Source organism: Streptomyces sp. NPDC097129 (genome assembly GCF_055668065.1).
This window is the reverse complement of record NZ_JBVOQE010000007.1, coordinates 236625-249356: the sequence shown is the minus strand read 5'-3', so window position 1 is coordinate 249356 and position 12732 is coordinate 236625. Positions and strand designations below refer to the sequence as shown.

General features: G+C 73.6%; 15 protein-coding genes. 3 read left to right on the top strand and 12 right to left on the bottom strand.

Annotation, left to right across the window (positions count from 1 at the left end):
• Window positions 1-111: 111 nt before the first annotated feature.
• The 5 genes from AC0B9F_RS21850 to tsaB all read right to left on the bottom strand — a co-directional run bounded on the left by AC0B9F_RS21850 (window position 112) and on the right by tsaB (window position 3766).
• Window positions 112-1167 carry a LacI family DNA-binding transcriptional regulator gene (locus AC0B9F_RS21850; protein ID WP_472005037.1) on the bottom strand — a complete coding sequence of 352 codons (1056 nt, stop codon included), beginning with the start codon at window positions 1165-1167 and terminating at the stop codon, window positions 112-114.
• An 83-nt stretch (window positions 1168-1250) separates the two neighbouring features.
• The gene (locus AC0B9F_RS21845; RefSeq protein WP_472005035.1) at window positions 1251-1508 is read right to left on the bottom strand and encodes a hypothetical protein; all 258 of its coding nucleotides are present in this window, start codon (window positions 1506-1508) and stop codon (window positions 1251-1253) included.
• The gene (tsaD, locus tag AC0B9F_RS21840; RefSeq protein WP_472005033.1) at window positions 1505-2614 is read right to left on the bottom strand and encodes a tRNA (adenosine(37)-N6)-threonylcarbamoyltransferase complex transferase subunit TsaD; all 1110 of its coding nucleotides are present in this window, start codon (window positions 2612-2614) and stop codon (window positions 1505-1507) included. Before tsaD ends, AC0B9F_RS21845 begins: the two co-directional genes overlap by 4 nt.
• Window positions 2607-3080: a ribosomal protein S18-alanine N-acetyltransferase gene (gene rimI / locus AC0B9F_RS21835; protein WP_472005326.1), complete on the bottom strand. Its 474-nt coding sequence runs from the start codon at window positions 3078-3080 to the stop codon at window positions 2607-2609. The genes tsaD and rimI overlap by 8 nt, the downstream gene beginning before the upstream one ends.
• Window positions 3081-3109: 29 nt before the next feature.
• Window positions 3110-3766: a tRNA (adenosine(37)-N6)-threonylcarbamoyltransferase complex dimerization subunit type 1 TsaB gene (gene tsaB / locus AC0B9F_RS21830; protein ID WP_472005031.1), complete on the bottom strand. Its 657-nt coding sequence runs from the start codon at window positions 3764-3766 to the stop codon at window positions 3110-3112.
• Window positions 3767-3881: 115 nt separating this feature from the next.
• On the opposite strand from tsaB, the gene AC0B9F_RS21825 reads away from it, so the two are divergent.
• Window positions 3882-4439 (top strand): hypothetical protein, encoded by a 558-nt coding sequence (locus AC0B9F_RS21825; RefSeq protein WP_472005029.1) that lies wholly within the window; start codon window positions 3882-3884, stop codon window positions 4437-4439.
• Between the two features lie 792 nt (window positions 4440-5231).
• On the opposite strand, the gene AC0B9F_RS21820 is transcribed toward AC0B9F_RS21825, so the two are convergent.
• The 5 genes from AC0B9F_RS21820 to AC0B9F_RS21800 form a co-directional block, all read right to left on the bottom strand.
• A complete protein-coding gene (locus tag AC0B9F_RS21820; protein ID WP_472005027.1) occupies window positions 5232-5402 on the bottom strand; it encodes a hypothetical protein in 171 nt (56 codons plus the stop codon).
• A 166-nt stretch (window positions 5403-5568) separates the two neighbouring features.
• On the bottom strand, window positions 5569-6081 hold the full coding sequence (tsaE, locus tag AC0B9F_RS21815) for a tRNA (adenosine(37)-N6)-threonylcarbamoyltransferase complex ATPase subunit type 1 TsaE (RefSeq protein WP_472005025.1): 513 nt from the start codon (window positions 6079-6081) through the stop codon (window positions 5569-5571).
• A complete protein-coding gene (locus AC0B9F_RS21810; protein WP_472005023.1) occupies window positions 6047-7282 on the bottom strand; it encodes an alpha/beta fold hydrolase in 1236 nt (411 codons plus the stop codon). Before AC0B9F_RS21810 ends, tsaE begins: the two co-directional genes overlap by 35 nt.
• Before the next feature lie 31 nt (window positions 7283-7313).
• Window positions 7314-8507: an alanine racemase gene (gene alr, locus AC0B9F_RS21805; protein WP_472005021.1), complete on the bottom strand. Its 1194-nt coding sequence runs from the start codon at window positions 8505-8507 to the stop codon at window positions 7314-7316.
• Between the two features lie 100 nt (window positions 8508-8607).
• On the bottom strand, window positions 8608-10047 hold the full coding sequence (locus AC0B9F_RS21800) for an NAD(P)H-hydrate dehydratase (protein WP_472005019.1): 1440 nt from the start codon (window positions 10045-10047) through the stop codon (window positions 8608-8610).
• Between the two features lie 137 nt (window positions 10048-10184).
• On the opposite strand from AC0B9F_RS21800, the gene AC0B9F_RS21795 reads away from it, so the two are divergent.
• On the top strand, window positions 10185-10637 hold the full coding sequence (locus AC0B9F_RS21795) for a hypothetical protein (RefSeq protein WP_472005017.1): 453 nt from the start codon (window positions 10185-10187) through the stop codon (window positions 10635-10637).
• Between the two features lie 46 nt (window positions 10638-10683).
• Here the strand turns inward: AC0B9F_RS21795 and AC0B9F_RS21790 are convergent, their stop codons facing one another.
• Together AC0B9F_RS21790 and AC0B9F_RS21785 are read right to left on the bottom strand one after the other, a co-directional pair.
• Complete coding sequence (locus AC0B9F_RS21790; RefSeq protein WP_472005014.1) at window positions 10684-11055, bottom strand: holo-ACP synthase; 372 nt, start codon at window positions 11053-11055, stop codon at window positions 10684-10686.
• A 206-nt stretch (window positions 11056-11261) separates the two neighbouring features.
• Entirely contained in the window at window positions 11262-11672 is a 411-nt protein-coding gene (locus AC0B9F_RS21785) for an ATP-binding protein (protein ID WP_472005012.1), read from the bottom strand.
• A gap of 238 nt (window positions 11673-11910) precedes the next feature.
• Between AC0B9F_RS21785 and AC0B9F_RS21780 the strand changes: the two genes are divergently transcribed.
• Window positions 11911-12729, top strand: coding sequence for a helix-turn-helix domain-containing protein (locus AC0B9F_RS21780; protein WP_472005010.1), 819 nt, complete (start codon window positions 11911-11913; stop codon window positions 12727-12729).
• Window positions 12730-12732: the final 3 nt, after the last annotated feature.

Here is a 12732-nt window from a genome sequence, read left to right as displayed (position 1 = left end):
CTGTGCCGGACCAGGGTGGGGCCGCGCACCTGCTGCTGCTCCGAAAGTTTCGGTTGGGCAACCGATTGACTTCGGAGGAGTGTGGGGGCAGACGCCTCACCCGTCAATTCGTCACCTTCCGGCCGCCGGCGCCCCCGTGCTCGCCCGCACCACGAGGCTGGTCGCGAGCTCCACCCGGGTGGCCACCGGCGTCCCGCCGTCGCGTCCCAGCTCCAGCACCAGCCGGGCCGCCGCCTCCGCCATCTCGGTCAGCGGCTGCCGTACGGTCGTCAGCGGCGGCCCGACCCAGCGGGCCACCGGCAGATCGTCGAAGCCGACCACGCTGAGGTCCTCGGGGATGCGCAGGCCCAGCTCGCGCGCGGCCTCGTACAGGCCGAGCGCCTGCAGGTCGTTGCCCGCGAAGACGGCCGTGGGCCGCTCCGGCAGCCGCAGCAGCTCGCGGCCGAGCCGGTAGCCGGTCTCGTGGTGGAAGTCGCCGGTCCGGACCAGCTCCGGGTCGACCGGGAGCCCAGCGGTCTCCAGAGCGGCGCGGTAGCCGTCGACACGGGCGCGGCTGCAGATCATCCGCTTCGGCCCGCTGATCGCACCGATCCGGGTGTGGCCGAGATCGATCAGATGACGGGTGGCGGCGAGGCCGCCCTGCCAGTTGGTCGCGCCGATGGAGGGCACGTCGGCGCCGGGGTCGCCGGCCGGGTCCATCACCACGAACGGGACGGAACGGCTGGTCAGCAGCGCCCGCTGGGACTCGTCGAGGTCGGACAGCACGAGGATCACACCGTGCGGGCGGCGCGCGGCGACCTGGTCGGCCCAGGTCCGCCCGGGGGTGAGCCGCCCGGCGCTCTCGCTGAGCACGACGCTCAGCCCGGCGTCCCGGGCGACGTTCTCCACACCCCGGATGACCTCCATCGCCCACGCGCTCTCCAGCTCGTGGAAGACCAGGTCGATCAGCGGGGAGCGGCTGGCCTCGGCGCGCCGGCGCCGGTAGCCGTGGGCCCGCAGCAACTCCTCGACCCGGGCCCGGGTGGCCGGGGCGACATCGGCCCGGCCGTTGAGGACCTTCGAAACGGTCGGGGCCGACACCCCGGCCTCACGGGCGATCTCGGCGAGCGTCGCGGTGCGGCCGGACCGGCCTGTGGTCTGCGTATCGGCGGATTCCGAGGCTGTCATGGCGGCGATCGTATCCCCGCACGCCCGAAACATTCGACTGCCGTCGGTCGCGAACGGTCCGCCCCTGTCCTGCCGCGCCCCGGTCAGTCCTCCGCCACCGACTCGAACCGCCACCGGTGCACCGGCCGGGTCACCAGGCCGGCGTCCGGCTCGGGCAGTTCGGGCAGGTCGGCGTCGTAGGGGGCGTCCCACCAGGTGATGACCAGGACGCGGTCCTGCGGGGCGCGGAAGGTCTCGCGGCGCAGCGGTGTCCCGTCCAGGGCCCGGGACCGGGCCCACTCCAGCAGGTCCGCGCCCCGGCCCGCGACCGCCCGCGCCTCCCACATCACCGCGACGGTCATGAGTACAGGTTGTCCTTGCTCACCTCGTGCACGTGGTCGTGGCTCACCTCGTGCGCAGGGCCGTGCCCGGGCACATGCGGGTCCGTGACCGGCAGGGAGGAGTCGGCGGACAGGTCCCAGCTGGAGGTGGCCCGGCCCCGGGCGACCATCTCGGCGCCGAGCGCGGCGACCATCGCGCCGTTGTCCGTGCACAGCTTGGGCCGCGGGACGCGCAGCCGGATGCCGGCCTTCTCGCAGCGCTCCTGGGCCAGCGCGCGCAGCCGGGAGTTGGCGGCCACGCCGCCGCCGATCATCAGGTGGTCGACGCCCTCGTCCTTGCAGGCGCGCACCGCCTTGCGGGTGAGCACGTCCACCACGGCCTCCTGGAAGGACGCGGCGACATCGCGCACCGGGACCTCCTCGCCCGCGGCCCGCTTCGCCTCGATCCAGCGGGCGACGGCGGTCTTCAGACCGGAGAAGGAGAAGTCGTACGCCGGGTCGCGCGGGCCGGTGAGGCCGCGCGGGAAGGCGATCGCCGCCGGGTCGCCCTCGCGCGCGTACCGGTCGATGACCGGGCCGCCGGGGAAGCCCAGGTCCAGCACGCGGGCGATCTTGTCGAAGGCCTCGCCGGCCGCGTCGTCGATGGTCGCGCCCATCGGGCGGACGTCGGAGGTGATGTCGGAGGACAGCAGCAGCGAGGAGTGCCCGCCGGAGACCAGCAGCGCCATCGTCGGCTCCGGCAGCTGGCCGTGCTCGAGCTGGTCGACGCAGATGTGCGAGGCCAGGTGGTTGACGCCGTACAGCGGCTTGCCGAGGGCGTAGGCGTACGCCTTCGCCGCGGACACGCCGACCAGCAGCGCACCGGCGAGGCCGGGACCGGCGGTGACGGCGATGCCGTCGAGGTCCTTCGCACTGACGCCCGCCTCCTTCAGCGCGCGGTCGATGGTCGGGACCATCGCCTCCAGGTGGGCGCGGGAGGCGACCTCGGGGACGACACCGCCGAAGCGGGCGTGTTCGTCGACGCTGGAGGCGATGGCGTCGGCCAGCAGGGTGGTGCCGCGCACGATGCCGACACCGGTCTCGTCGCAGGAGGTCTCGATCCCCAGGACCAGGGGTTCGTCAGCCATTGATCTCGGTTCCTTGTACGGAGGAAGAAGGGTCGGTCAGGCGCATGACCAGGGCGTCCACGTTCCCGGGCTGGTAGTAGCCGCGCCGGAAGCCGATGGGTTCGAAGCCGAAGCGCTCGTAGAGCTTCTGGGCGCGGGTGTTGTCCACCCGGCACTCCAGCAGTACCTCGGCGCACTCGAAGGTGGTCGCGGCCCGCAGCAGCTCGGTCAGCAGCCGGCTGCCGAGCCCGGTGCCCTGCTGGTCGCGGGCGACGGCGATGGTCTGCACGTCGGCCTGCTCACCGGAGGAGGCGAGCCCGGCGTAGCCGACGATGCGCTCGCCGGCCTGGGCGACGACGTACCGCCTGGTCGCGTCGGCGCCCCGGGAGTGCGCCAACTCGGACCAGAACATGCCGCGCGACCAGGCGTCCTCGGGGAACAGGTCGCGTTCCAGCCCCAGCACGGGATCGATGTCCCACCAGCGCATCTCGCGCAGGACGACGGTGTCGGCTCCGGTCACTTGGGGGTGACCACCTTGTAGTTCTTGGGGACCTGGGCGTCGGGCCGGCGCAGATACAGCGGGCGCGGCGGGTCGAGTTCCTCACCGGCGGCCAGTTTCCCGGCGGCGAGCCGGGCGAGGGCAGCGGCGGAGACGTGCTCGGGGGCGTGGGCCTGCGGGAAGGTGTCCGGGTACAGCAGCGCGCCCGCGCCGACGGCCGGGAGTCCGGCGACCTGCTCGGCGATGTCGGCGGGGCGGTCGACCGCCGGGCCGGTGAGCCGGGTGCGGGAGTCGGCGTACGTGGCCCAGTAGACCTCCTTGCGGCGGGCGTCGGTCGCCACGACGAAGGGGCCGGAGTCCAGGTCGGCGGCGTAGGCCAGGCCGTCCAGGGTGCAGACGCCGTGCACGGGCACGCCGAGCGCGAGGCCGAAGGTGTCGGCGGTCATCAGGCCCACGCGCAGCCCGGTGTACGGGCCCGGGCCGGTGCCGACGACGATGCCGGTGACGGCGTCCAGCTTCAGTCCGGCCTCGGCGAGCACACGGTCCACGGCCGGCAGCAGCAGCTCGCCGTGCCGGCGCGCGTCCACCTGGCTCGTAGAGGCGATGACGTCCGTGCCGTCGTGCAGCGCGACGGTCACGGCGGGTGTGGCGGTATCCAGAGCGAGCAAGAGCACGCAAACAGCCTACGGCTCCGCGGGGCCCGTGTCGGACGCGCCGGTGAGGCGGGCGGTGACTGCTACCGTCGCCGCACAGACCGTTTCCTTTGCATTTGTGGTGAGGTGTACGACGGTGGCAAGCAGCAGCGCGGGGTTCGTGGCCGGGCTGACCACGGCGGCCCTGGCGACGGTCGGTTTCCTCGGCTGGCAGGCGTCCGCGACGATCCCGGCCGAGCTGGGCGGCGCCGCGAAGCCGACCGTGCCGCCGGCGGTGAGCGCCTCCAAGGCGCCCCGGGACAAGAAGAACCCGGCGGCCCTGCCCGCCGGCACCGGCAGGGGGCCGCGCGTCGTGTACGGCCTGGACGACAACCGGGTGTGGCTGGTCGACCAGGGCGACAAGGTCCGGCGCGTGTTCCGCGTCGACCCCGGCCAGGTGGACCCGGCGCCGGGCGTCTACATGGTCACCTCCCGCTCGGGGGCGGTGACGGGCACGGACGGCATCCCCGTCGAGCACGTCGTCCGCTTCACCGCCGTGAACGGCGTCTCGATCGGCTTCAGCGCGGAGACCGGACCGGCGACCCAGCCGCCGGACGACGGCGTCCTGACCGGCGGCATCCGCGAGTCCCGCCCGGACGGCGCGGCGATGTGGGACTTCGCGACGATCGGCCGCCGGGTGGTGGTGATCCACTAGGCCCTCCGGGCGGAAAGCGGGACCCGACACCCCGGCGTGCGCGTCGCCGAGCACCTCGCGCCGAGAAACGGCCCGACACCCCACCGGCCGCGCGGTCCCCGCGGGGCGGAAGCGGGACCCACACCCCGCCGGCCGAAAGCGGGCCCGACACCCCACCGGGCGCACACGCCCACATGCCGAAGCGACTCGACGCCCCACCGGGCGCGCGGGCCCGCCAGCCGGAGGCAGGACCCGCATCCCGCCGGCCCGAAGCAGCCCCACGTCCCACCGGCCCGCAGGCCCACGGAACTGGAACGACCCGACGCCCCGCCGCGCAAGGCAGGCACACGCCCGCGGGCGAGCCGCACAGACTCCGCGAGCACCCGCCAACCGGAGGCAGGACCCGACCCCGCCGCACCGAACCAGCCCGACACCCCACCGGGCGCGCACGCCCACGTGCCGAAGCGGTTCGACGCCCCGCCGGGCGCGCACGCCCACGTGCCGAAGCGACTCGACGCCGCACCGGGCGCGCGGGCCCACGGGACCGAAACGACCCGACGCCCCGCCGGGCATCGCACCGCGCGCACGTGCCGTTGAGTTGAGAGCGGCACCGACTCTGTGAGCGGTCGGCCGGGCGAGCAACGGGTTCGAGTGGCCTTGGGCAGTGCCGGGGCCGGATGCGTGTGCCCCCTTCGACGGCAGCGCAGCTCACGCAAGCTCGACGGGCGGTGCCCGTCCGGCGGCGTGCAGGTCTGCGCAGGTCAGGGGGCGCCGTCGGGCAAGGGGACGTGGGTCCGCGTCCGGCCGGAGGCCTTACGCGGCCTTGCGGCACTCCTCTGGGGAGCCGTCGCACACCGGTTCCGGCTCTCTCGGGGGCCGGGAGACGGCGTCGGCCGCCGCGCAGGAGGCCAGCAGGTCGCGCATGGACGGTCCGGGGCGCACGGCGGGGCCGGACTGCGGCTTCGGGGTCTCGGCAGCGGGCATGGGACGCCTCCTGATGCTCGGGGGCGGGCGCACTTAGGTAGACCTAACTACGATCCGGATACCATGTGACCACGCCCCCGACCTCGGGCGCAACATCTTCCCGACACCGTGTCGGAACGTACGGCGCGGAGGGTGCCCGCAGGCCCCTCGAGCCCAGTCGGCCGCCTCAGGCCGCCAGCGCGCTCAGGTCCGCGCCCGACCAGCGCTCCCCCAGCCCGGTGAGCGTCACCTGGCGGACCTCGTCCGTGGTGTCGCCGACGGCCCGGTGGATGTCGACCTGGAGCCGGTCCTCGGTCAGCTCCTCGACCTTGCCCTCGCCCCACTCCACGACGATCACCGAGTCGGGCAGCGAGACGTCCAGGTCGAGGTCCTCCATCTCGTCCAGGCCGCCGGACAGCCGGTAGGCGTCGACGTGGACCAGCGGCGGGCCGTCCACCAGGGACGGGTGCACGCGGGCGATCACGAACGTCGGCGAGGTGACCGCGCCCCGCACGCCGAGCCCCTCGCCGAGGCCGCGTGTCAGCGTGGTCTTGCCCGCGCCCAGCTCCCCCGAGAGCATCAGGAGGTCGCCGGCGCGCAGCAGTTTGGCGAGCCGGCGGCCCAGCTCGCGCATCTGCTCGGGGGACGTGATGGTCAGCTGGGTCTTATCCGGGTTGTGCGGTGCTGCTGGTGCTTCCATAGCCCTTCACGGTAGCCGCTGCCGGCACGGCACCCGCACGGGTGAGGAGGTCGGCGAGGCGGTCGGTGACCACTTCCGGGTGTTCCAGCATCACCAGGTGCCCGGCGTCCGGCACCAGCACCAGCTCCGCGTCCGGCAGCAGGTCGGCGATCGCCTCGCTGTGCTCGCTCGGCGTGACCAGGTCGTCGACCCCGGCCAGCACCAGCACCGGCATGTCCCGGAAGAAGGCCAGCGCCTCCGTCTTGTCGTGGTCGGTGAACGCCGGGTAGAACTCGGCGACCACGTCGATGGGCGTGCCCTCGATCATCCGCTCGGCGAACCGGGCGACGGCCGGGTCGATGTCCCGGGAGGCGAACGAGTACCGCTTGATGATCCCCGCGAACAGGTCGGCGGTCACCCGACGCCCCTTCTCCACCAGCTCGGCCCGCTGCCCCAGCGCCTTCAGCACCCCGGGCAGCACCCGCCGCACGGCGTTGACGCCGGCCACGGGAAGCCCGAAGTTGACCTCGCCGAGCCGCCCCGACGACGTCCCCACGAAGGCGGTCGCGACGACGCGGTCCCGGATCAGTTCCGGGTACTGGGCAGCCAGCGCCATCATGGTCATGCCGCCCATGGAGTGCCCGACGAGCACGATCGGCCCCTCGGGCACGGCCGCGTCGAGGACGGCCTTCAGATCCTGCCCGAGCTGGTCGATGGTGAGCGCTGTGCCGTCCTGGGTCTGCGCCACTCCGCGCCCGGACCGGCCGTGGCTGCGCTGGTCCCAGTGCACGGTCCGCACGACTCCGCGCAGCGCGGCCCGCTGGAAGTGCCAGGAGTCCTGGTTCAGGCAGTAGCCGTGGCTGAAGACGACGGTGACGGGCGCCGGAGTCTTACGGCCGAACAGCCGCCGGCGCCGGGGCGCGGAGCCGCCCTCCGGCTCCACATCGTCGACCTCGTAGTACAGCTCGGTGCCGTCGTCGGCGTACGCCTTGCCGGGGGTGCCGCGCAGCGCGCCGTAGGGGCCGGCGGAGTCGAGGGCGAGCCGCGCCTTCGCGCGCATGCCGCGGCCGACGGTCATCCGCTCTATGGCGACACCGGCGGCCGCGCCCGCCGCGAGCACGCCTATCGCGGCGCCCGCGATGCCGGTGGCCCGGCGCCAGCCGGCCGAGTCCGCCGCGGCCACGGCGGCCGACACGGCGGACTCCACAGGGCTCTCGCTCACGTACCGCTCCTCTTCACCGGGCTGCTGCTGGTCACTCGTCGCCGGGTTGCCCGACTGGTTCCTCGTTCACATAGACGCGGGGAACACGCGATGAGATGCGGGTCACGATCTCGTAGGCGATGGTGCCGGCGGCCTGCGCCCAGTCCTCGGCGGTCGGCTCGCCGCGGTCGCCCGGCCCGAACAGGACCGCCTCGCTGCCCGGCTCGGGCGTGTCGCCGCCGAGGTCGATGACGAACTGGTCCATCGCGATCCGTCCGGCGGCGGTACGCCACTTGCCGTCCACCAGCACCGGTCCGGCGCCGGAGGCGTGGCGCGGGATGCCGTCGCCGTAGCCGAGGGGGACGAGGCCGAGGGTGGTCTCGCCGGGGGTGACGTAGTGGTGCCCGTAGCTGACGCCGTGGCCGCCCGGCACCTGCTTCACCAGGGCCAGCGGCGCGGAGACGGTCATCACCGGGCGCAGTCCGAAGTCCGCGGCGGTGCCGAGTGCGGGGCTGGGCGAGATGCCGTACATGGCGATACCGGGACGGACCAGGTCGAAGTGGGTCTCGGGGAGGGTGAGCGTGGCCGGGGAGTTGGCGATGTGCCGCACCTCGGGGCGTACGCCCCGCTGTTCGGCGTACGCCGTCATCTCCCGGAAGCGGGCGAGCTGGGCGGCGATGGAGGGGTGCCCCGGTTCGTCGGCGCACGCGAAGTGCGACCACAGGCCGGTGACGCGCAGGATGCCCTCGCGCTCGGCGGCCAGTGCGGCGCCGACCAGTTCGGGCCAGTCGGCGGGCTGACAGCCGTTGCGGCCGAGGCCGGTGTCGGCCTTGAGCTGCACGCGCGCGGGGCGGGTGGCGGTGCGCGCGGCCTCGGTGAGCTCGCGCAGGGCCCACATGCCGCTGACGGAGATGTCGATGCCGGCCTCGATGGCCGCGCGCCAGGGCCCGCCGGGCGTCCACAGCCAGCACATCACGCGGACGTCCGGCGCGATCCCGGACCGCGGGTCGCGTACGGCGAGGGCCTCCTCGGGCGTGGCCGTACCGATCCAGGTGGCGCCCGCCGCGACGGCCGCGCGGGCGCACGGGATCGCGCCGTGGCCGTACCCGTCGGCCTTGACCACGGCCATGAAGGCGGCGCCCGGGGCCTTCTCGCGCAGAGTGCGCACGTTGGCCCGCAGGGCGGCCAGATCGATCTCGGCGCGGGCCCGCAGGGACGCGGTCCGCGAGGTCGCTGTCTCAGTCATCGCGCCCCCAGTGTCTCAGAGGGGTCCGACAGGCCCACGACACCGTGCCCATGGGGTACGCCACGCCCGCAATCGTCAGCCGGCGTGCGCCTGCTCCCGCTCAGGCCGTGCCCCGTACGTCCCGCCAGGCATCCGGAATCGCCGACGCCACGTCATGCGCCCCCACCGGCACGCCCCGCGCGGCGAAACGGCCCGCGAGTCCGTGCAGATACGCCCCCGCGCTCCCCGCGTCCCGTGCCGGGAGCCCCGCCGCCAGCAGCGACCCGGTCAGCCCGGAGAGCACATCGCCGCTGCCCGCGGTCGCCAGCCACGGCGTCCCCGTCGCGTTCACCCGCACCGCCGCCTCGCGCCCCGGGTCGGCGACCAGCGTCGTCGACCCCTTGAGCAGCACCGTCGCCCGGTACCGCTCCGCCAGCTCGCGCACCGCGCCGAGCCGCGCCCCCTCGACCTCCTCACGTGCGACACCGAGCAGTGCGGCAGCTTCTCCGGCGTGCGGCGTCATCAGCGTCGGCGCCGTACGCGCGCGTACCGTCTCCCGGTCGGCGAGCCGCAGCCCGTCCGCGTCGATCAGCACGGGTACGTCGCTCTCCACCACCTCGGCCACGGTCTCCGCGTCGTCGCCGGCCCCCGGCCCGACCACCCAGGCCTGCACGCGCCCCGCCTTCCGGGGCCCCTGGTCGGACACGAGCGTCTCGGGGAAGCGGGCGACGACCGTGCCGCCCGCCGGGCCGACGTACCGCACGGCCCCCGCGCCGCCCCGCAGCGCCCCGGACACGGCGAGCACCGCGGCGCCGGGGTACCGCGCGGACCCGGCGGCGATCCCGACGACGCCACGCCGGTACTTGTCGCTCTCGGCGCCCGGCACCGGCAGCAGCCGGGCCACGTCCGCGTGCTGCAACGCCTCCAGTTCGGGCGGTTCGGGCAGCGTGAGCCCGATGTCCACGAGGCGCACGCTGCCCGCGTACTCCCGCGCGGGATCGACGAGGAGCCCCGGCTTGTGGGTGCCGAAGGTGACGGTCAGGTCCGCCCGCACAGCGGCCCCCCGCACCTCCCCGGTGTCCGCGTCGACCCCGCTCGGCAGGTCGACGGCGACGACGGCGGCCCGAGACCGCGCCGCCGCCTCGGCCAGGGGCACCGCCTCGGGCCGCAGCCCGCCCTTCCCGCCGATCCCGACGATGCCGTCCACGACGAGGTCGGCCCGCCCGATCAGCTCTTCGGCGCCGCCGGTGCCGGTGACGCGCCCGCCGGCCCGGCGCAGCGCCGCGAGCCCTCCGGCATGCGCCCGCTCGGGACTGAGGAGCACGGCGGTGACTCCGGCGCCCCGGCGGGCGAGCCGCGCCCCGGCGTACAGGGCGTCACCCCCGTTGTCGCCGCTGCCGGCGAGCAGCACGACCCGGCTGCCGTACACCCGCCCGAGCGCTTCGGCGCAGGCGGCGGCGAGTCCGGCGGCGGCCCGTTGCATGAGGGCGCCCTCCGGTAGCCGCGCCATGAGCTCCCGCTCGGCTGCCCTGACCGTCTCGACGCTGTACGCGGTACGCATAAGCCCGAGTCTGCCCCGAGAACGGCCCGACGTGCGCGGCCAACGCGCTCCGCCGCAACGGCACTTATCCGCGTGCCCCCACCCCACCGCAGCTCATAGGGTGATCACTTCGACCGACGAACGATCCGAGAGGGCTCATGCCTCACACCAGCGCATCCCCCACCATCACCGCGCGCTCCCCCCGCGGCCGTCGCCTCGCCGCCGCCCTGGCCGGCGCCGCCGCCCTGGCCGCGCTGACCACCATCACCGCGCCGTCCGCGACCGCCGCCGTCGCGCCGCCCAGCGGCTCGTCGTGGGACCACGTGTGGTCCGGCACCGGCGTGAAGGTCTACGTCAAGGAGCACGGCGACATCGTCTCCGTGTGCGACACGTCCGCGAACGGCCACTCGGCGTGGGTGACGGTCGACGACGTCACCGCCAACCGCTCCGGCTACAAGCTCACGGCGAGCGGCGGCAAGGGCTCGTGCGCCTCGCACTCGGCCGCCGAGGGCATCAAGTACGACATGGACGAGTACGACCGCTTCGGCCTCAACTACGAGGGTGCGGGCGGACGCGGCTCCTACTACGTGAGCTTCGTCAACGACCACTGACCGCCACGACGGCCCGCGCGGCACCCGCGCGGGCCGCTCGCCTCCCTCACCCTTCCGCGATCACGACCGCCGACGCGACCCCGGCGTCATGGCTGAGCGACACGTGCCAGGACCGTACGCCCAGCTCGGCCGCGCGCGCGGCCACCGTCCCCGTCACCCGCAGCCGGGGCTGCCCGCTGTCCTCGACGCACACCTCCGCGTCGGTCCAGTGCAGTCCGGGCGGCGCACCGAGGGCCTTGGCCAGCGCCTCCTTCGCGGCGAAGCGCGCGGCGAGCGAGGCGACACCGCGCCGCTCCCCGCTCGGCAGCAGCAACTCGCTCTCCACGAACAGCCGCTGAGCCAGCCCGGGCGTACGCTCCAGCGACGCCGCGAACCGCTCGATCTCGGCCACGTCGATACCGACCCCGATGATGCTCATGCCGTGCACCCTATGTCTGCGGGGGATCGCCGGGCCGAGCTTCTGATCAGGCTTTGATCATCTGCGTCGCCTTGACACGTACGCCACAAACAGGAGCGACCGGTGGGACTGACGAAGACGGCGAACCGGGCCGTCTGGGGCTGGACCGCCGCGGCGGCCCTCTTGGTGGTACGTCGGCGGAGGCAGGCGCTGGGGTAACCGGCCCCTTACGCCGCCGCCAGTTCGCACCACACATACTTCCCACGGCTGCCGTGCCGGGTCAGCGGCTGCCAGCCCCACAGGTCAGCGAAGGCCCGCACTAGCGCCAGGCCCCGGCCGTCCTCCGCGTCCGTGACCTGGTCCAACGCCACGGGTGGCTCCGGCGGTTCGGGGTCGGCGTCCCATGCCCCGATCCGCAACGTCCCCGGCGGCGACCAGCGCACCCGCAGCGCCGCCGGCCCTTTGGTGTGCCGCACGGCGTTCGACACCAGCTCCGTCGCGAGCAGCTCGGCGACGTCGACGAGGCCGATCAGTCCGTGCATGGTCAGGATCAGACGCAGGGTGCGGCGACAGACGGTCACGGCGCGGACGTCGTTGGGGATGTGGAGGACGTACTCCCACGGTTCGTTTTCGGGCATGGCGGATCAACTCCGTTGGTTGAGTGGGGATTTACGCAGGGCGGCATCGCCGCGGCCGTCAAGGCAGGACGGCACGGTGCACTTCCGGTGCGTGTGCGGTACGTCACTGACGGTAGGTCATAAATTTCATTCGCCGCAAGCGGATCGCGTAACCTACCCCTCGAAGGAGTAGCTCCACCAAGGCTGTTGAGGAAAGTAGGACAGCGTGCCAGCACGACGGCAGCCCACCGCTCGCCAAATGCGCCTGGGCTCCGAACTCCGCAGGTTGCGAGAGGCCGCGGGCCTCAAAGCCACCGAGGCGGCAAGCCTGCTCGGGGTGAACTCCGTCCAGATGAGCCAGATCGAGTCGGGCATCGCGGGGGTGAGCGAGCAGCGGGTCCGTCGACTCGCAGCCAACTACGCTTGTACGGACGGCGCGTTGATCGATGCGCTGGCAGCCATGGCGACCGACCGCACGCGCGGATGGTGGGAGGGGTACCGAGGCCAGCTGCCCACGCCGTTCCTGGACTTGTCCGAACTGGAACACCACGCCACCTTTCGGTGGGACGTGGACTTCCTGCACGTCCCCGGCCTCCTTCAAACCGAGGACTACGCCCGCGCCCTCTTCTCCTGCCGGGTGCCCACGCTTTCCGACGAGGATGTGGAGTTGCGTGTTCGTCACCGGTTGCATCGGCGCCGTGTCATCGAGAGCCCGCAGCCGATCCCGTACACCGTGGTGATCCACGAAGCGGCCCTGCGGATCAGGGTCGGCGGCCGAGCTGCCTGCCGAGCTCAACTCGCGCATATCTTGGAGATCTCGCAGGCCGACCACATCACTGTGCGGGTCATCCCGTTCGAACTGGACGGCTTCGCCGACGTCACCGCCGCCATGGTGTATGCCGGTGGTGACGTACCGAGGTTGGACACCGTGGTGCGCGACGGGCCCCACGGCTCGCTGTTCATCGACTCCGAGGCACAACTCGGCCTCTTTCGAACGCTCTTCCGTAGAGTGGAGGCCACGTCACTCGCTCCCGAGGGTGCGCGTGACCTCATCCACAAGCTGGTCAAGGAACTGTGAGGC

Excerpts from the sequence above, each read along its gene's own strand:
- rimI (WP_472005326.1), bottom strand. The coding sequence starts at position 3,080 with ATGCGCTGGTGGGACATCGATCCCGTGCTGGGGCTGGAACGCGACCTG.
- AC0B9F_RS21790 (WP_472005014.1), bottom strand. The coding sequence starts at position 11,055 with ATGAGCATCATCGGGGTCGGTATCGACGTGGCCGAGATCGAGCGGTTC.
- AC0B9F_RS21845 (WP_472005035.1), bottom strand. The coding sequence starts at position 1,508 with ATGACCGTCGCGGTGATGTGGGAGGCGCGGGCGGTCGCGGGCCGGGGC.
- AC0B9F_RS21800 (WP_472005019.1), bottom strand. The coding sequence starts at position 10,047 with ATGCGTACCGCGTACAGCGTCGAGACGGTCAGGGCAGCCGAGCGGGAG.
- tsaE (WP_472005025.1), bottom strand. The coding sequence starts at position 6,081 with ATGGAAGCACCAGCAGCACCGCACAACCCGGATAAGACCCAGCTGACC.
- AC0B9F_RS21795 (WP_472005017.1), top strand. The coding sequence starts at position 10,185 with ATGCCTCACACCAGCGCATCCCCCACCATCACCGCGCGCTCCCCCCGC.
- AC0B9F_RS21785 (WP_472005012.1), bottom strand. The coding sequence starts at position 11,672 with ATGCCCGAAAACGAACCGTGGGAGTACGTCCTCCACATCCCCAACGAC.
- tsaD (WP_472005033.1), bottom strand. The coding sequence starts at position 2,614 with ATGGCTGACGAACCCCTGGTCCTGGGGATCGAGACCTCCTGCGACGAG.
- AC0B9F_RS21820 (WP_472005027.1), bottom strand. The coding sequence starts at position 5,402 with ATGCCCGCTGCCGAGACCCCGAAGCCGCAGTCCGGCCCCGCCGTGCGC.
- AC0B9F_RS21780 (WP_472005010.1), top strand. The coding sequence starts at position 11,911 with ATGCGCCTGGGCTCCGAACTCCGCAGGTTGCGAGAGGCCGCGGGCCTC.
- AC0B9F_RS21850 (WP_472005037.1), bottom strand. The coding sequence starts at position 1,167 with ATGACAGCCTCGGAATCCGCCGATACGCAGACCACAGGCCGGTCCGGC.
- alr (WP_472005021.1), bottom strand. The coding sequence starts at position 8,507 with ATGACTGAGACAGCGACCTCGCGGACCGCGTCCCTGCGGGCCCGCGCC.